The following is a 19,465-nucleotide window of genomic DNA, read 5'->3' as shown; positions in this document are numbered from 1 at the left end:
AGATACTATGTGTTTAGCAGTACCTGCACAGTTGGTGCATATTAATGAATCCATCGGTACCGTAGAATTAACAGGAGTGCAACGGGAGTGTAGCCTGTTATTGGTGCCGGAAGCAAAAATTGGAGATTGGCTATTAGTCCATGCGGGCTGTGCCGTACAAATTGTAGATGAGGAGGAAGCTCGTTTGACCCTTGAGGCATTCCGCGAGTTAGAAGAACTTGAACAAGATTACTTTAACAGAAAAATCGAAGGTCGCTGCTAGTCTACTAGAGCGCATTCGTGAATTACATAATCCGGAAGAAAGGGTGCGGTTTATGGAAGTCTGCGGGACCCATACCGTGGCTATCTTCCGTGAAGGCATCCGTCAAATGCTACCAAAAGGCATCGAGCTGATTAGTGGTCCTGGATGTCCTGTGTGTGTGACAGATCAACAATACATGGACCAAGCTTTGGCGTATGCAGCTCAAGATGACGTAGTGATTGCCACCTTTGGAGATATGCTAAAAGTACCTGGTACGACAGGTAATTTATGGCAATCTAAAGAAGAGGGTGCCCACATTGAGATTATCTATAGCCCAATGGAAGTGCTTTCCTTAAGTGAACAATATCCAGATAAGAAGATTATCTTTTTAGGCATTGGCTTTGAAACAACTATAGCTGTCATAGCAGCTACAATACAGGCGGTTCATGCAAAGGGACTCAAGAATGTATTTTTCCTGATTTCTCATAAATTGGTGCCTCCTGCATTACGCGCTTTATTAAGTAATCCAGATCATCAAATTGATGGATTCTTATTGCCAGGTCATGTAAGCGTTATCATTGGAGAACAGCCGTATCAATTCTTAGCTGATGAATATCATATGCCAAGTTGTATTGCTGGCTTTGATGGTGTGGAAATTTTAGCAGCCATTGTAAATCTCTTAGAACAACGTAAAGAAAAGAAATTTTATGTAGGAAATACATATCGGTCTGTGGTGGCAAAAACGGGAAATCCAGTAGCACAACAATTAATGGATACCTTGTATGAGCCGTCTGATGATGGTTGGCGTGGTATTGGTACCTTACCTGCATCAGGATTAAAGTTGCGAGGTGAATGGTCTGCTTATGATGCATTAGTACAATTACCATTGCCTCCGTTTACCACTAGTGATGGACCGAAAGGTTGCCAATGTGGGTCTGTTATCCAAGGGATGATTCATCCTGATGCATGCCCTTTATTTGGCAAACTTTGTACGCCAGAGCATCCAGTAGGAGCTTGTATGGTATCCGTAGAAGGTAGTTGTTCAGCTTGGTATAAATACGGTTTTTCCAGCGGTGGAATGACCTGGGAGGAATAAATGGAACGGATTCGGTTAGTCCATGGTAATGGTGGTAAATTTAGCCACGAACTAGTGGACAAATATATTGTGAAATATTTTTCTAATCCAATATTAAATGAATTACATGATGGGGCTGTATTTCCCGTTACTAATGGGCGTATGGCTATGAGCACAGATTCCTATGTAGTGACGCCGCATATATTTCCTGGTGGTAACATTGGTAAGTTAGCTGTATGTGGTACAGTGAATGACTTAGCCATGATGGGTGCTATTCCTCAGTATTTGTCTTGTGGACTCATTTTAGAGGAAGGTTTGCCTATCCCTACGTTAGAAGTGGTGCTACAAACCATGTCTGATATGGCACAACAAGCAGGTGTTTCTATCATTACAGGAGACACGAAGGTGGTAGAAAAGGGTTCTGTTGACGGAATCTACATCAATACAGCCGGTGTAGGTATTGTACCGGACTATGTACAGTTAGGCACTCCCTATATTGAAAGTGGTATGAAAGTTATTGTATCCGGCACCTTGGGTGACCATGCCATTGCTGTTATGGGAACTCGGTATGGATTAGATTTGCCAGACACAATTCAGACAGATTGTGCTCCCTTACATACTATGTCCCATGCCTTATTGGAAACATTTGGAAAAAATATTGCTTTTTTTAGAGATCCTACTCGCGGTGGATTGGCTACCACATTACAAGAAATTGCAAATTCTGCTCAAAAAGGGATTCGATTGCAAGAGTCTGCCATTCCTGTCCGTGAGGAAGTGCAAGCCGTATGCCAAGTATTAGGGTATGACCCATTGTATTTAGCCAATGAAGGTAAAATGATTGCCATTGTACGTGCTGATGTGGCAGATGATGTAGTGCAGATGATGCGGACTTTTACAGAAGGTTGTGATGCTGTCATCATTGGTGATATAGTGAATGGTAATGCTGGTAAAGTAGGTTTACAAACGGCAGTAGGCGGAATTCGTTTGTTAGATATGCTCGGAGAAGACCAAGTTCCACGGATTTGCTAAAAAATATAAGATTTCATGAAAAAATCATGGATATCTCATATACTTTGTATAGAATAAAAATTTATTTTTTGATACAATGGAAAGGAAAAGGAGGATATTACGATGAAAAAACAAATCGTAGCTGCTATGGTAGCATTCTCAGTAGCCACTGTGGGTGTTGTTGGAGTGCAACAAGCTCAGGCGTTCAATTTAGGAAGTTTATTAGGAGGCGCCTTGAAAGTGGGAGGCGTGGGCTTTCTAGTAGATAAATATGGAGACTCCATTAATAATTTTTTGAACAATTTATTAAAGCAAAATAATTTGAGTACTACCTATTCAACAAAAGTAGTTCCTATTGTTAGTCTTGGTAAAGGCGGACATATTGGTGCAGCACAGATAACAGGACCTAGTAGTGAAGTGGAACGTGTGGAAGCGGTAGCACAAATTGAGGCTAGTTTTAATTCCGTAGCTCGCGTAAAAGGACTAGTACCGATTGACAGTACGAACCCAACGACTGCAAACCGCATTCAAGGGGTTGGCGTATCCGCAATTATAGATTTGAAGATTTAATGGATTAGCACGGGCTTGCCCGTGCTATCTATGTGTTAGTAGAGATGAGGAGATACTATGAAACGTTCTGCTGTATTAGGAGCTGTATTTGCTCTTTTAGCAACAAGTGTATGGGCTGCACCAGACACAGTATTAGAAAAAACAGAAGCTTTGGAAAGTACTGTGTATGGTAAAGTACAAGTAGGTGCATTAACAGATCGAGTACATCAATTACAAGATACTATTTATGGTACAAAACAACAAGGTAGTATTACAGGGCAAGTGGAATCTTTGTATACATCTGTGGAAGGTCAAGGAACAAAGGTAACATTGCATCAAGAAGTCAATGCTTTGGAATGGATGTATTATGATGAAGTTCATAGTGGCTCTCTCGTAGAACGCATTGGCGAAATGGAACGCAGTGTGAATGGACTAGAAGCAAAAGGTTCTTTACAAAGTCGTGTACAAAAATTAAAGCAATCTATTTTTGGAACACAAGTAGCATTGCGAACAAAACTAGGAACTATTGGGGCTGATCAAGTATTTACTCTAGAATTAACAGAACCAGTAACATCTCAAAAAAATGTGAAAGATGATGTAGTTCATGTCAAAGTAGCAGAAGATGTAATGGATGGGGAAACTCTGTTGATTCCTAAAGGAACAGTAGGTACTGGCCATATTACGGAAATTACAAAAGCAAGATCTTTTGGACGTAATGCAAAATTAAACATTGTATTTGATAAATTACAAGGTATTGATGGTACAGTTTTCACAGCCATCCAAGGTGAAGAAGCTAAGTCTAAAACAAAAGGAGAACTAAAAGCGGCTGGTGCGTCTGTAGCAGGGGCTGTTTTATTAGGACCTGTAGGCCTTGTAGGGGGCTTCTTTGTAAAAGGTAAATCTATTGATTTACCAGTAGGAACTCTTGTGTATGTACAGCCTGAATCCTCTGTTACTATTTCTGGGGTGGAAGTGCATGGTGTAGATACGGGAGCTGTGCAAAAAGCTCCTGTGGAGCCAGTGGTAGCACCAAAAGCAGCAGCAGAACCAGTAGCAGCATCAAAAGTAGTAGCTGAATCAACGCCAGCTCCGGCTGTAAAAGCAAAAGAAGAACCTGTACAAGTGGTACCAGATGATTCTTTAACTGAAAAACCTGTCATCATTGTAAAACGTGAGAAAGACTAGGAGATGAGCATGAAAAGATATTCTGTAACAGCCGCTGCTATTTTGACGGCATTGGCATGTACACAAGGCCATGCCCAAACAGTAGATGCTACGACCCCAGTATTCGAAGCCGCTCCAAAGGTTGCCGAAACTCAGTATGTGCAAATGCCTAAGACTTCCACAGTATCTACAGATACACAGTATGCGCCAAATTTGCAGGTTAAAGCAATTGAAAAAAAAGGCAAACAAGTGGTAGAAAAACCGGCTGTACCAGTTCGTATTGATGCAGATAAAATGTATTATAACGATACTACTGGTCGTGTATGGGCCAATGGCGCTGTAGAAGTAGAACGGGGCAATCAACAACTATTGTCAGAAAGACTAGAAGGTAATACGAAGACCCAGCAATATGAAAGTGTATCGGACTATCACTTTTTAGAAGATAAAGGGGATACAAAGGACTTAAAAGGTTCTCATATTACCTACAATGCTACTACTGGAGCAGCTCACACAAAAAATGTATTTGGCTATGCTGATCCCTATTGGGTAAAAGCAGAAGTAGGTGACTTTGATGGTAAAACAGGGCGCATTGAAAAAGGTTGGTTAACGACAAAACATGCCATTGCTTTTAAAGGGGCACCTGATTATCGTGTGGAAGGGGACTATATAGAGGTATTCCCTGGAGATAAAGCAGTCATTCATAATGCAAGCTTTTATATTAAAAATAAACGGATTATTTCTGTAAATAAATATACGGTGTCTTTGCGTCAAGATAAACAAGGACAAGTGAGCGTATTTTCCTTTGTACCAAGACCGAAATATAATTCTTCTGATGGATTGAGTTTAAATGGTAAAATTGACTATCCAGTATCTAAACATGGGGAACTTTTCTTACATTATACTTGGGGAACTCATATTGGGTTTAAACCATCCTTTGGGTATGTTCATTTCTTGCCTTGGGGGGAAGCAAAAATAGCGTATAGTCGCGAGTCAGCTACATTAAATGCGAAAAAAGTATGGGTCGAGAAGAAGCCTGAATTATCGGTAGATACGCATGCGTATCATCTTGGTAGCACTCCTGTGACTATTCGTGGTGGTGTTAGCTATGGTAAATGGTATGAAGGTCATATCAAGGGAACTCATGCTAAGATGTATGGTGAAGTATCTCATGACCCAGTTCATATAGGGCCTAATACAGAGGTTACCTTCTATGGTGGTTACCAACGTGACTACTACGGATATAATTCGTCGGTTCGTTCTATGCCATATTGGGGTGTAGCTGCTAACACCAACCTAGGACCTCGTGTGAAAGCTTGGGCGGGATATCGTCAAAGTAATGTATCTGTCTCAGCCGACTCTCCATATCCATTTGATCAAATTGATGTGAAGTATAATTTATACTATGGGCTAAGTGTACAAGCTACTCGATTAGATCGCTTTAGTGTACAGATACAACGAGATATGCAGACTCATGAGTTACGGTATGTAGATCTTACATGGCATCGTGATTTACATTCCTTTGAAGGATCCTTGACATATCGTACAAAACAAAAGAAATGGGAATATACATTGGTAGCGAAAGATTTTTAATCTAAGGGGAAACCATGAAAAAAGTTAGAAAAGCAGTGATTCCAGCGGCAGGCTTTGGTACACGCTTTTTACCAGCCACTAAGGCACAGCCGAAAGAGATGTTGCCTATTGTGGATACACCAACAATACAATATATTGTGCAAGAGGCTATCGATTCAGGTATTGAAGATATTCTAATTATTACGGGACGCAATAAGCGTGCGATTGAAGATCATTTTGATACTAGTGTGGAGTTAGAGCAATTATTGCAACAACAAGGTAAGCAACAACATCTTGATATGGTGAGAAATTTGGCGAATATTAAAGTTCATTACATTCGTCAGAAAACAGCCCGTGGATTGGGTGATGCTATCTATTGTGCGAAGTCTTTTATAGGGGATGAGCCATTTGCTGTTCTATTAGGGGATGATGTGGTCTATAACCCACAAAGACCATGCTTGAAGCAATTAATCGATTGTCATTATGCCCATGATGGCGTAACAATTTTAGGAACTCAATTTGTAGCTCCAGAAAAAGTTAGCTCCTATGGTATTGTGTCAGGTAGTGAAATCGAACCGAATGTGTATGAAGTAGCAGGTTTGGTAGAGAAGCCACCACTTGAGTATGCTCCATCGAACTTGGCGGTATTAGGTCGTTATATTCTGACGCCAGATATATTTGATGAATTAGAAAAAACTCCCCAAGGGGCGGGCAATGAAATTCAATTGACCGACGCGATTGCTAGACTTTCCTCAAGAATTTTAGCTTACTCTTATGAAGGAGTGCGCTATGATATAGGCGATCGATTAGGATATTTAAAAGCGACTGTAGAATACGGTTTACGAAATCCACAGTTGGCTGAGGCATTTAAATTGTATTTGCAAGACTTAGATATTGATTGTATTATGAATCATAGATCTTAGTTGTATAGAATCAACGGATATTGTGAGGTGAATGCCTTGTGATATCCGTTTTTTCATAACTATTCATCGCATAGTAAAAATACATTGTGATACATATCACAGAGGCCTGTATTTGCTAGACTGATGCAGTAATATATGATTGGTCTCATATTGTGAAATACTTAATTAAATGTTAGAATATAAGAATATGCATAAGTATAGTAAGTTAGAATTAATGAGGAACATATGGCAACAAGATTAAAATGGAAACATTCCGAAATTAAAGAGAATCCGCTCTTTTCCAAATTAAGAAGTACCATAGAAACTGCTTTTTATGGAAATAATGTAACACCGGTGAAGTCTATTGCACAGGCTTATGAGTTAGCCACGAAAGAACCTGGGGTCGTTGTATTAGATATGCCCGTATACCGTGCGGAAGAGCAAGGTTTACCGCAAGATGCCAAAGTATTAGTCACAAATAATGGTAAAACAACAGGTCGTTATGCAAAAGCTCGCCGTATTATTGGCGATGAAGGTATTAATGAAGTAGAATTATGTGATATTGCACGAGATGCAGTATATGATAGCCGTCATAAAGAATGGATTTCAGCGCAAGCTATCGTAGGCTTGGATGAAGCTTTTACTGCTCGTGCGCACTTGATGATTCCAAAAGAGCATGCATCGATCCTATACTCTTGGGCTATTAATTTCCAATTTTTCAATGAGGAAGTGAAAGCCTTCTATAGAGGTAGTAAAGAGATTCCAGAAGGGGATATTTTTATTTACTCTGACCCAGATTATGTGGTAGAAGGTCATCCAGGTGGACTGGCTATTTTTGACCCTGCTCATAACTGTGCTATGATTTTAGGTATGCGTTATTTTGGGGAGCATAAAAAAGGTACTCTTACATTAGGATGGTCCTTGGCAAATCGTTATGGTTATGTGGCATGCCATGGTGGCATGAAACGATACAATTTAAAAGATGGTTCTTCTTATACGATTGGCGTATTTGGGTTATCAGGGTCTGGTAAATCTACATTGACTCATGAACAGCATGGTGGACGATATGATATTTCTGTATTACATGATGATGCCTATATCATTCATACAGAAGATTTGTCTTCCATTGCCTTAGAACCAACATATTTTGATAAAATGCAAGACTATCCAGTGGAACATCCTGCTAATAAATACCTATTAACATTGCAAAATGTGGGTGTTACTTTAGATGAAGATGGTAACAAAGTTGTGTTAGCAGAAGATGTGCGCAATAACAATGGTCGTGCTATTAAATCACAATTCTGGACAGATAATCGTGTGAACTTTGTAAAAGATCCAGTGAATGCTATCGTGTGGTTGATGAAAGATAAAACATTGCCACCAATTTTAAAAGTGGATGATCCAATTTTAGCGGCTACTATGGGTGCTACTTTGGCAACACGTCGTTCTACAGCAGAGAAATTGGATGCTCACGTAGATCCTAATGCATTGGTGATCGAACCTTATGCTAATCCATTCCGTACCTATTCTTTACGTACCGATTATGAAAGTTACAAAAAACTATTCACTCAATCTGGTGTAGATTGCTACATTATGAATACGGGCTTCTTCTTGGACAAAAAAATTCCAAAAGAAGTAACATTAGGCTTGTTAGAAGGTTTGGTTGAGGGTAGCCTTAACTTTGAACCGTTCTATAAATATGAAAACTTAGAATATGTAAAAGTTGAAGGTTTTGAACCAGACTTTACAGTTCGTGAGTACCATCATATTTTGCACAAAGCATTTGAGTTCCGCTACGATTACATTGAAAAATTAAAAGGAACAAAAGATGAGTTGCCAAATGAAGTACTAGATGTATTAAAAATCATTATGTAAGGGGGAATAGTGATGAATCAAACATTATCTTGGGGTTCTGTAGCCTTTATTGGAACTATGTTATTCGGGATGTTCTTCGGAGCAGGAAACTTAATTTTCCCTGTTCACTTAGGACAAGAAGCAGGTCAAGCGTTGTGGCCAGCTATTTTAGGCTTTTTAGCGACAGCTATTGGACTACCATTCTTGGGTATTGTCGCTATGGGTGTATCTCGTAGTAATGGCTTACAAGACTTGGTAAGTCGTGTACACCCGACCTATGGTAAAATTTTCACCTTGTTATTGTACATCACGATTGGGCCAGCATTTGCTATCCCAAGAACGAGTACAGTATCCTATACAATCGGATTTGAACCATTCCTTGGCAGTGTCAATCCTGATCTTGCCTTAGGTGTATTTTCTGCAGTGTTCTTTATTATTGCCATCTTGTTCTCCTTGAATCCAGGAAAATTGATGACATACATTGGTAAAGTGTTAACGCCATTATTCTTAGTATTCCTAAGCATTTTATTAATCACTGTAGTGGTTATGCCAATGGGAGATTACGCATCAGTAGCGCCACAAGGGGAATATGCTACCCATGCGTTCTTCAAAGGTTTTACAGAAGGCTATAATACACTTGACGTATTGGCATCGTTAGCCTTTGGTATCATCGTTATCCGTGCCTTACAAGGTGTGGGGGTCACAGAACCTAAGGACATTGCTATGGGACTTGTGAAAGCAGGCTTTGTGGCATGCTCTATTATGGCTGTTATCTACGGTTTCCTAGCCTACAGTGGTGCTACAAGTGTCACAACATTAGGCCTTGCTAAAAATGGTGGTATTACCATGGCGCAAATGAATGCATTTTACTTCGGCAATGTAGGGGCTATCTTGTTGGCTATCATTGTTACACTAGCATGTTTAAAAACTTGCGTAGGTTTGATTGGTGCTTGTGGTGAAACTTTTGATGAAATGTTCCCAAACACATTGGGTTACCGTGGTTATGCATACTTAACAACAGCAGTGGGTTTCTTAATTGCTAACGTAGGCTTAACAAAAATCATCGAATTAGCTATTCCTGTGTTGATGTTCTTGTATCCATTGTCTATTACAATCATCTTGTTATCCTTTGCAGCACCTATTTTCAAAGGCAGACAAGCTGTGTATGCGTGGACAACAGCCTTTGCCCTATTTGCGGCATTAGGTGATGCTATGGCAACAGCACCAGCATTTATCAATCAATCTGGATTTGTACAATGGGCGTTGCCATATTACGGAATGCTTCCATTTGCTTCTATCGGTATGGGCTGGATTGTGCCGTCCATTATCGGTTTCCTTATCGGTATGGTGCATATCACATTAGTACGTAAATAGTAGAATTAAAGATAAACGACTAGATTGTAATAATCTAGTCGTTTTGTTTATCTGTGAAGATAATGTCTCATGACGACATTAGATTCTATAGAAATTTTAATTTATATATTTTCTATTACTTTCACATGTGGTATAATCTCTATATCTTTCCCATAGAAAGACTGTAGGCGGTGGCGCGTGGCTACCATGTAGTATAGTAGAAAGGAGATTTTTATGTGGAAAAAAGGACTGGCCCTGTTGGTGGTCTGTCTGGTGGGATTCTTACTATGGCATGAATCTTCACTAGAAGCACCAGGAGGAGGCAAGATGTACCGAGTGGGTATCTTGCAATTAGCGGAGCATCCCGCACTAGATGCGGCAAATAAAGGTTTCGTAGATGGATTACGGGAAGAGGGATTTGTAGATAATGTGATTCTTGACCACCAAAATGCGCAAGGAGACCAATCTAATCTAAACACCATTGCCCAACGATTTGTGGCGCGTAATTCCGATTTAGTAGTGGCCATTGCGACCCCAGCGGTACAGGCTATGGCGAATGCTACGAAGGATATTCCTGTATTAGGCACTGCGGTCACGAGCTTTACCACAGCACGACTTGTGGATAGTGATGAACATCCGGGTGGTAATGTATCGGGTACCACAGATATGGTGCCTATGGAAAAACGAGTGGAATTAGTGCATCAATTATTACCGAATGCGAAAAAAATCGGTACTATTTATTCATCCAGTGAAGTGAATTCACAATTACAAGCAGAGAGTTTTCGAAAAGAAGCGCAAAAATACGGTATGGAATTAGTAGAAATAACCGTCTCCAACGTGAATGATGTGCCGCAAGCAGCGAATCAATTAGCTATTATGGGTATTGATGCAGTATATTTTCCAACAGATAATATCATTGCTTCATCCTATGCAAACATCGTCACTATATTTAGTAGCGCTAACTTACCAGTGTTTCCCTCTGATGAGACATGGTTAAAAACAGGTGGACTAGCAGCCTACTCTGTAGACTTTTATAGATTAGGGGTACAAACTGGACATATGGCGGCTCGTGTACTTCGTGGTGAAAGTACACCGGACAGTATGCCAATCGAAATGCAAGAGCCTATTAAATTTGTATTCAACCAAGAGGAAGCGGATCGGTTACATATCAAAATTCCAGAGACATTGCGACAACAGTAGTATAGTAGTGGGGGCAACCCCAAGTAGGAGGATATATGACAAACTTAATTATTAGCACCATTGCACAAGGCCTATTGTGGGCATTGTTGGCATTGGGTGTATTCATTACTTTCAGAATTTTAGACGTAGCTGATTTAACAGTAGAAGGTAGTTTCCCTATGGGAGCTGCAATTTCTGCAGTATTGATTACCATGGGTGTGAACCCTTGGATCACAGTGATAGTTGCAGGTATTGGTGGTATGGTTGCTGGAGCTGTGACAGGGTGGATACACACCAAATTAAAAATTCCTGCATTGCTAGCTGGTATCTTAACCATGATTGCCTTGTATTCTGTGAACTTACATATTATGGGGAAAGCAAATATCTCCTTATTGCGCATGGATACAGTGTACTCCGCCATTCATAGCATGGGTATTTCCAATGCGGTAGCATTGACCACCATTGGTATAGTGGTAACGGTAGTAGTAGGATTATTCTTATTCTGGTTCTTCGGTACTGAACTAGGTACATCGATCCGCGCTACTGGGGTAAATCCACAAATGATTCGTGCCCAAGGGGTAAACACAGATTCCATGATTGTTCTTGGATTACTATTATCCAATGGTTTTGTAGCTGTATCTGGGGCGTTAATTGCTCAATCCCAAGGTTTTGCAGATATCGGTATGGGCGTAGGAACCATCGTTATCGGCCTCGCATCTGTTATCATCGGGGAGGTACTATTTGCTTCTTCTTCGGTAGTGCGCAAACTATTTGGTAATTCTTCCTTCGTGTTGAGCTTAGTAGCCGTTGTATTCGGTTCCATTATTTACCGTATCGTTATTGCTACTGTACTATACCTAGGTATGCCTCCAAATGATTTAAAATTATTTACTGCTATATTGGTAGCCTTAGCTCTATCCTTACCAACGTGGCAAGGTAAATTTCGTCGTGGTTAAGAGGAGGGTATACACATGTTGGAATTAAAAGGAATTGTGAAAGCCTTCCATAAAGGCACTGTGAATGAAAAAATAGCTCTTCGTGGTATTGACTTACGATTAGAAGATGGAGATTTTGTGACTGTTATCGGTGGTAATGGAGCTGGTAAAAGTACGTTGTTGAACTCCATCGCTGGGGTATTCTCCGTCGATGAAGGTACATTGCATATTAATGATGTAGACGTCACGCATATGGCGGAATACAAACGGGCCAAATACATTGGTCGTGTCTTCCAAGATCCTATGTTGGGCACAGCAGGAAATATGCAAATTGAGGAGAACATGCTTCTCGCCTTACGTCGCGGAAAACAAATGGGATTGTCTTGGGCATTCAAAGAAAATGAAAGAGAATTATTTAAACAGCAATTAGCTCGTTTGGATTTGGGCTTAGAAAATCGTTTGTCATCCAGTATGGGATTATTAAGTGGTGGTCAACGTCAATCTATTACTTTGTTGATGGCCACTATGTTGAAGCCAGAAGTACTGTTACTAGATGAACATACGGCAGCCTTAGATCCTAAAACGGCAGAAAAAGTATTGCAGCTTACAGATGAACTAGTAAAAGAACATCATTTGACTACCTTGATGATTACCCATAATATGCGTGATGCCTTGCGATTCGGCAATCGCTTGATCATGATGGATAATGGTAAAGTTATCTATGATGTACGTGGAGAAGAAAAAGCTAGTTTAACCGTGCAAGATTTATTAGAGCGCTTTGAAGTAGCCAGCGAAAATACCCTCAGTGACCGCATGATGTTGGGCTAAGTACTTTACTTTTACCACAAAGTATAGTATTATAGATACCGATGTATTAACCTAGGCGAGGTAATTGAGTCTCCGCCCATTACTTTGGCCTATGGAATTGTAATTTTTAGGAGGACATGAAATATGTTAACTACAGAAGCTAAAGCAGCTATTATTAAAGAATTTGCTGTTCACGAAGGTGACACTGGATCCCCAGAAGTACAAATCGCGATTTTAACTAACCGCATTGTATACTTAACTGAGCATTTAAAAGAGCACAAAAAAGATCATCATTCCCGTCGTGGTCTTTTAAAATTAGTTGGTCAACGTCGTAACATGCTTGACTACCTTCGTCGTAAAGACATCGAACGTTACCGTGCGATCTTAGAAAAATTAGGCTTACGTAAATAATTTTACGTACTTACAAAAAGCGGCTTCGGCCGCTTTTTTGTTATATATGAAGATATTTTCACAAAATGATTTGCAATATTGAAAATGAATGGTATACTAATAGAAAACTTAATGTTTGTTTTACAGTAAGAAGGGAAGTACTAATGAAACAAGTTAAACGAAATGCAACGCGGTTACTATTATTATCTATGGTTACGGTAGCGCTGGGCAGTTATACAGGGTATGCTCATGATGCGCAAGCGGTAGAAGAAACGGTGACCTTGCCAGATGTAACGGTAACGGCAACGAGAACCTTACAAGATATTTCAAAAACGCCTAGTTCTGTGTCTGTGGTGACAGCGAAGGATATTGAAAATCGCAAGGTGGATACGGTTGCAGATGCGATACAATTATTACCAGGGGTGTATAAAAGTCAAGCTTCGGCAGGTGAAATACAAATCCGTGGATTCGATTCTAAAAATATATCGGTACTCGTTGATGGCGTGCCGATGAATAATTCTTTCAATAATAAGGTGGACTGGGAAGTGATTCCCGTGCATTCCATCGATCGAATTGAATTGGTGCGTGGTGCTAGTTCCTCCTTGTATGGTGGTAAAGGGGTAGCAGGTGTATTAAGTATTACAACGAAACAAGTGGCACCGAAGGCAAATCGTCAAGGGATTCGTTGGCATGGCAAGGTCAATGGCGGGACTTATGGTACTTGGAACAACGAACTAGGATTTGATGCTCGAGTGTCTGATATGGTAGCCATTGGTGTATCTGCAGAAGAGCGTCGCACAAATGGATTCCCAGGATTTTTTGTGACCGATAAGAGCAAAGCAATTACTAGTAAGGTAAAAGCGATTACACCAGATATGCCGTTGGAACAATTGAAAAGTGGCAAATATGTGTTAGGGAATCGTGGGGATAAATCACTTCATAATAAAAATCTATCAGCGTATGTGACGATGAACTTAGGTGAGAAAGAAACATTAACCTACCGCTATACTTACGCTAATAATAAGTATTCCTATCATAATCCAATCACTGCCGTTACAGTGAATGGTAAGACTATTTTTGATGGGGATATAAAAGTAAATGACAAACAGTATGTGAAACTAAATGGCAATAGTTTCTTAGGTCATGATGCAGAGCGAGAATATCATTCCCACAATTTGCAATATAAAAATGAAGCGAATAAATTACAGATTTCCTTGGGCTATTTAGATAAAAAGAAAGATGGATACTCTATGCCAACAGAAGCAACTTCAGGAGATTATGAAGGTCCAGGGACGCACTCTTTTTATCCAGGAAAAGCGTACAATCTAGATGTGCAAAAAGCATGGAAACCAGAAGGTAAACACCAGATTGTAGGGGGATTCAACTGGAAACAAGAACGATTTGATCAAGAGAAGATTTCCTTACAACATTGGCGTGATAAAAACTCTAAAGATACTAAGGTATTCCCTAACGGTGTGAGTGAAACGAATACAGGGGCATCTCGCACGATGGCAGTTTTTGTACAAGATACGTATCGCCCTAACGATGATTGGGCTATTTATGCCGGACTTCGTTTAGATCATTTTAAAAAGTACGATGGGTCCCACGGGGAGTACAATAAGAAAACAAAGTCCTACGATGTCGTACATCATAATGATGGATCTTACACGGAGTTGAGTCCTAAGTTGTCTTTAGAAAGATACCTTGATGATTCTACCAACGTCTATGCATCCTATGGTCACTCCTTTGCACCGCCAACCTTGTACCAAGTGTACCGCTTCGGTCAAACATCTAAAACTCCTATTTATGCAAATCCAGAGTTAGATCCAGAACATTCCGATACCTTTGAACTTGGTTTGAAAAAATCTTGGAATGAAAGTACAAAATTAAACGTAGCAGCCTTTTATGTGAATACAAAGGATAAAATTCAATATGTTACATTTAAAAAGACAGATGGTACTGAGGATTACAAAAAGTATATCAATATAGGATCAGAAACACGTCGTGGTGTAGAATTAGAACTTCGTCACAAGTTGTCTAATAAATGGTCTGTCTTTGGAAACTATACATGGCAAATGGGATATATAGAAAGTAAAGCTTTGGTCAATACAGATCAAAGTGATGGAAAAGAACAAAACTTTGAAATTCCAAGGCACCTATTCCATGGTGGTTTGGAATACAATAGTGGCAAGTGGAATGCCTTATGGGATATGCAATACGTAAGCTCCCGCAACAGCAAAGATACCGCAGGTGGCGAGCCAGAGTCAGAAGATGCGTACTTCTTGACTAATGCGTCCGTAAATTATAAAGTATCCAAAGAAGCGACATTGCAATTCGGAGTACAAAACCTATTCGATCGTGAATATTACGCTAGAGAAGCAACAGGTGGTCGTACGTATAATGTAGGCATGAAATTCAAATTCTAATACAATATAATATTAATAATATGAGACGTTCCGACGAGGGGCGTCTCATTTTGTTACCTACTAGATGTTGTATGACCAATTGGAATAGCACTACCATAGGCAATGGCTCTTACCAATGGTATACTAAAGAGGATATAAAGATATTCATAGTAGAGGTCCAAGTGATTCGTAAGGGGAGTATGTATGAATTATAAGCGAAATGTACTAGCAGGACTTGTTATGGCATGTTTGAGCACTGTACCATTTGTGTATGGAGCGTCGGCAGAGGTAGGCTTTCAACAGGTTGTGACGCAACCAGAGCTCATTGAGGTAAGCACAGCGGGGCGAGCTGTGGCGATGCGCAAATACCATGAGGTACTCAACTATCCAGAGGGACTGCATATTAAGGTAAATGGTGTAGGGTATGACACGGTGCAGCAGAAGCACCATAATGTGACTGGTATTTATGTATTGGATGGTACTAAGTTAACTGTCCACAAGGGCTTGCAAGTAGATCTAAGTAATGCTCACCCTTATGACCAAGCCGATGAAATGGCACATTATTACATGAGCGGTATCTATGCCGGCTTTGGTCGAAAACATGTTGATGACCCGAAATATGATACAAAGGTGGTCGTTCATGGGCCCACGGTGATTCAAGCCGTTGGCAATGGGGTACAAGCTAATAAAGATAGTTATATTACCTTAGACGGTCCTGTGAAAATTGAAACTGTGCCATTTGAGCAAGCAGATGTGTATGCTGCTATTGTCGAAGAAGGTAGCATTGGTATTGGCACTAGTCGGTTGGCTGATACCTATACGGGTACAGCCCCTGCATCTACTCCGAAACCATCCCAGTATGCAAGGGTACAAGTAACAGGCAATGTAGGGGTATTGAATAAAAACTATGGATTGAATCCTAATCCTGGACGTCATGGTTCGTATATTGTGATGAATTTAGGGACGAAGGACTCCGTGTGGACTGGGGCGGCATTAAATGAATTTGCTGAAAGTGGAAATAACCCTCACCAGTCTGGCGTTACACTAGAATTGAAAAATCAGGCAATGTGGCATAATCGATGGATAGGAGCTAAGCGACATCGCAGTGGACATGAAGAATTACTGCTAGCAACTGGCAAAGGATATACTTTTACAGGTAGTCATATCCAAACATTAATCGGCGGTGATACGCCAGAAACGGCAGGTATTATTTACCAAGAAGATACAGAACCTATTGTAGTAGATGTATTGCAGGGGTATGTAAAAATAGTAGATCGTAGGCCTAATGCAACAAATACAACTGCGCCCATTCGAGTGATAAGCAATAGAGGACAACTTACCATTCTCAAATAAGTATGCATATTTTGCATAGGAATCAAGAAAAGCTTGCATACTATTATCATTTTAGAGTATAATTGTATGGAAGTATTATTACTTGGTCATAAAAGGTGGTTATATGAGTCGTATAAAGAAGGAAGAACGACAACAGTTATTGCGCGAAAAACTGAATATAAGTCCCTTCACGACGGATGAGGAATTGGCCACATATTTTGGAGTTAGTGTTCCGACCATTCGATTGGATCGTTTGGCATTAGGCATTCCTGAGTTACGTGAACGGATTAAGGCAATGGCACAGGAGCATTCTGATGACAGACAGCATATTGATCGGGCAGATGTAGTAGGAGATGTCATTGATTTAGCAGTAGGACAATATGGCATCAGTGTTCTTCGCACTACGAAAGAGATGCTAGATCGATCAGGCTATGTGGAGGCACAATATTTATACGCCCAGGCTAACTCGTTGGCAAGAGCTATTGTAGGGGTTCCTACAATGATTGCTGGAGTTGGAAATATTAAATATAAGAGTCTCGTTAAAAGCGATGTTAATTTAGCAGCAAAAGCTGAATTAGTGCGACAACGAGGAGAAAAATTCTTTATAAAAGTAACAATCAAAGATACCATAAAAGAAGTGTTTCGCGCTAAATTTATTATGGAATCTGTGATAGAATAAGGGTGAATTATGAAGATTGCAGTAGATGCTATGGGTGGCGATTTTGCCCCCCTCGAAATAGTCTTAGGCTCTATTGCCGCTGTGCACGAATACGATACTATGGATATCGTGCTTGTCGGTGATGAAAGTAAAATAAAAGAAATTTTGGAAGCAGAAGGTGAACTGGAGAATCCAAGAATTTCCATTCATCATGCTAGTGAAGTCATAGAAATGCATGAGCATCCTAGTATTGCCTTGCGCAAGAAGAAAGATGCGTCCATTGCAGTGGCTACACGTTTAGTTCGTGAAAAGGTATGTGATGCGGTGATTGCACCAGGTAGTACTGGAGCAGCTGTAGCATCGGCTCTATTAGGTTTGGGAAGAATCAAAGGGATTGAGCGCCCTTGTATTGCTACACCATTACCAACAGCGAATGGCGTGACAATTATGCTAGATTCTGGTGCTAATGCGAATAGTAAGCCAAAACATCTAGTGCAAGGGGCTATCATGGGATATAACTATGCGCAGTTATTACTTGGTAAACCTAACCCAACTGTGGGCTTGTTAAATATTGGTGAAGAATCCACTAAAGGAAATGAAGTTGTCTTAGAAACCTATCCGTTACTACAAAAACTGAAAACAATCCCTTTTAAAGGAAATGTGGAAGGCCGTGATATTCCAAAAGGAACGGTAGATGTAGTAGTATGTGATGGATTTGTAGGTAATGTGGTGCTTAAATTTGCGGAAGGTCTTGTATCTGTGGTACAAGATATTCTAAAAGAAGGCATCAAACAAAGTAGCATTATCTCTAAACTAGGAGCCTTATTGATTGTTCCTGTGTTTAAGAAAATAAAAAAACGATTAGATCACACAGAAAATGGCGGAGCACCTCTATTAGGGGTAAATGGTGTATTTATTATTTGCCATGGTAGCTCCAAATCTAAGGAAATTATGACAGCAATTAAAATTGCTGGAGATCTAGTAGAACGGAAATTAATTGAACATATTTCCTCAAGTATTGAAGAAGAAGGGACCCTAACATATGACAATGCTGAATAAGCCAGTCGGAATTATTGGTACCGGTAGCTATGTGCCAGAAAAAGTTCTTACAAATGCAGACTTAGAAAAAATGGTAGATACTAGCGATGCTTGGATTCAAGAAAGAACAGGTATTAAAGAACGTAGAATTGCACCAGAAGGTGTAAATGCTTCAGATATGGCTACAGAAGCGGCAAAAAAAGCCTTAGAAGCTGCTAAGTTAACAGCAGAAGATATCGATTGTATCATTGTTGCCACATTAACAGGCGATATGGCAATTCCATCTACAGCATGCTTAGTCCAAGCTAATTTAGGCGCTACAAAAGCAGCAGCCTTTGATTTATCTGCAGCTTGCTCAGGATATGTATACTCTTTGATTACAGCTAGTTCTTATATCAATGCTGGATTGTTTAAAAATGTGCTTGTAGTAGGTGTTGAAGTATTATCTCGTGTAGTAAACTGGGAAGATCGCAATACATGTGTTCTTTTCGGTGACGGTGCTGGAGCCGCTGTAGTATCTTCAGTAGAAGAAGGCTATGGTATGCTCGGTATGGATATGGGGGCTGACGGAAGTGGCGGAATGCATCTATGTATTCCATCTGGAGGTACGGCATTGCCACCGACCACAGAGCGTCGTGAAGAGGGGCTTACCTTCATTCATATGAATGGACAAGAAGTATATAAATTTGCTGTAAAAACAATGGGCAAAACTGTATTGAAAGCGCTAGAAATGGCAAATATGAAAGTGGAAGAATTAGATTTCTTCATTCCACATCAAGCGAATACTCGCATTATCAAATCTGCAGCAGATCGTTTGCATCTGACAGAAGATAAAGTATTTATTAATTTACCTAAGTATGGAAACACATCAGCAGCATCCATTGCGATTGCTTTAGATGAAGCAGTACGTGCAGGAAAATTGCAAAAAGGTGATAATCTTGCCGTTGCTGGATTTGGTGCAGGATTAACTTGGGCAAGTCTAGTAATGAAATGGTGCTAAGGAGGA

18 protein-coding genes are annotated in these 19,465 nt (G+C 40.1%); all 18 read left to right on the top strand.

All coding sequences use genetic code 11. The features are described 5' to 3' along the window. Window positions 1-7: 7 nt before the first annotated feature. The 18 genes from EO113_RS07685 (at window position 8) to EO113_RS07600 (ending at window position 19,459) form a co-directional block, all read left to right on the top strand. A complete protein-coding gene (locus EO113_RS07685) occupies window positions 8-262 on the top strand; it encodes a HypC/HybG/HupF family hydrogenase formation chaperone (protein ID WP_009353557.1) in 255 nt (84 codons plus the stop codon). Then, window positions 219-1,337, top strand: a complete 1,119-nt coding sequence (gene hypD, locus EO113_RS07680; RefSeq protein ID WP_009353561.1) for a hydrogenase formation protein HypD — start codon at window positions 219-221, stop codon at window positions 1,335-1,337. Before EO113_RS07685 ends, hypD begins: the two co-directional genes overlap by 44 nt. Next, a complete protein-coding gene (hypE, locus tag EO113_RS07675) occupies window positions 1,338-2,345 on the top strand; it encodes a hydrogenase expression/formation protein HypE (protein WP_009353578.1) in 1,008 nt (335 codons plus the stop codon). 102 nt (window positions 2,346-2,447) lie between these two features. After that, a complete protein-coding gene (locus tag EO113_RS07670) occupies window positions 2,448-2,894 on the top strand; it encodes a hypothetical protein (protein WP_062401864.1) in 447 nt (148 codons plus the stop codon). Window positions 2,895-2,951: 57 nt separating this feature from the next. Further along, a complete protein-coding gene (locus tag EO113_RS07665) occupies window positions 2,952-4,058 on the top strand; it encodes a hypothetical protein (RefSeq protein WP_127010775.1) in 1,107 nt (368 codons plus the stop codon). Window positions 4,059-4,067: 9 nt separating this feature from the next. Next, window positions 4,068-5,627 carry an LptA/OstA family protein gene (locus EO113_RS07660; RefSeq protein ID WP_062401859.1) on the top strand — a complete coding sequence of 520 codons (1,560 nt, stop codon included), beginning with the start codon at window positions 4,068-4,070 and terminating at the stop codon, window positions 5,625-5,627. A gap of 14 nt (window positions 5,628-5,641) precedes the next feature. Continuing rightward, window positions 5,642-6,529 carry a UTP--glucose-1-phosphate uridylyltransferase GalU gene (gene galU, locus EO113_RS07655; protein WP_127061143.1) on the top strand — a complete coding sequence of 296 codons (888 nt, stop codon included), beginning with the start codon at window positions 5,642-5,644 and terminating at the stop codon, window positions 6,527-6,529. Window positions 6,530-6,754: 225 nt separating this feature from the next. After that, window positions 6,755-8,383: a phosphoenolpyruvate carboxykinase (ATP) gene (locus EO113_RS07650; protein ID WP_062401856.1), complete on the top strand. Its 1,629-nt coding sequence runs from the start codon at window positions 6,755-6,757 to the stop codon at window positions 8,381-8,383. A gap of 12 nt (window positions 8,384-8,395) precedes the next feature. Continuing rightward, window positions 8,396-9,736 carry a branched-chain amino acid transport system II carrier protein gene (gene brnQ, locus EO113_RS07645; RefSeq protein ID WP_127135982.1) on the top strand — a complete coding sequence of 447 codons (1,341 nt, stop codon included), beginning with the start codon at window positions 8,396-8,398 and terminating at the stop codon, window positions 9,734-9,736. Window positions 9,737-9,949: 213 nt separating this feature from the next. Beyond that, entirely contained in the window at window positions 9,950-10,915 is a 966-nt protein-coding gene (locus EO113_RS07640) for an ABC transporter substrate-binding protein (RefSeq protein ID WP_127135981.1), read from the top strand. Window positions 10,916-10,950: 35 nt separating this feature from the next. Further along, window positions 10,951-11,850 carry an ABC transporter permease gene (locus EO113_RS07635; protein ID WP_127135980.1) on the top strand — a complete coding sequence of 300 codons (900 nt, stop codon included), beginning with the start codon at window positions 10,951-10,953 and terminating at the stop codon, window positions 11,848-11,850. 15 nt (window positions 11,851-11,865) lie between these two features. Then, a complete protein-coding gene (locus EO113_RS07630; protein WP_126940878.1) occupies window positions 11,866-12,657 on the top strand; it encodes an ABC transporter ATP-binding protein in 792 nt (263 codons plus the stop codon). A gap of 123 nt (window positions 12,658-12,780) precedes the next feature. Then, a complete protein-coding gene (gene rpsO, locus EO113_RS07625) occupies window positions 12,781-13,047 on the top strand; it encodes a 30S ribosomal protein S15 (RefSeq protein ID WP_009353572.1) in 267 nt (88 codons plus the stop codon). A 143-nt stretch (window positions 13,048-13,190) separates the two neighbouring features. Continuing rightward, complete coding sequence (locus EO113_RS07620) at window positions 13,191-15,452, top strand: TonB-dependent receptor (protein ID WP_127135979.1); 2,262 nt, start codon at window positions 13,191-13,193, stop codon at window positions 15,450-15,452. Between the two features lie 183 nt (window positions 15,453-15,635). Beyond that, window positions 15,636-16,784, top strand: coding sequence for a hypothetical protein (locus EO113_RS07615; RefSeq protein ID WP_127135978.1), 1,149 nt, complete (start codon window positions 15,636-15,638; stop codon window positions 16,782-16,784). A 103-nt stretch (window positions 16,785-16,887) separates the two neighbouring features. Further along, a complete protein-coding gene (gene fapR, locus EO113_RS07610) occupies window positions 16,888-17,442 on the top strand; it encodes a transcription factor FapR (RefSeq protein ID WP_009353554.1) in 555 nt (184 codons plus the stop codon). Between the two features lie 9 nt (window positions 17,443-17,451). Further along, on the top strand, window positions 17,452-18,480 hold the full coding sequence (gene plsX, locus EO113_RS07605) for a phosphate acyltransferase PlsX (protein ID WP_009353579.1): 1,029 nt from the start codon (window positions 17,452-17,454) through the stop codon (window positions 18,478-18,480). After that, window positions 18,464-19,459: a beta-ketoacyl-ACP synthase III gene (locus tag EO113_RS07600; protein WP_009353551.1), complete on the top strand. Its 996-nt coding sequence runs from the start codon at window positions 18,464-18,466 to the stop codon at window positions 19,457-19,459. The genes plsX and EO113_RS07600 overlap by 17 nt, the downstream gene beginning before the upstream one ends. Window positions 19,460-19,465: the final 6 nt, after the last annotated feature.

This window comes from Veillonella sp. 3913 (assembly GCF_003992235.1).
In the GTDB taxonomy this organism is placed as follows: domain Bacteria; phylum Bacillota; class Negativicutes; order Veillonellales; family Veillonellaceae; genus F0422.
The sequence above is the reverse complement of the archived record's forward strand: the minus strand, read 5'-3'. Positions and strand labels throughout refer to the sequence as shown.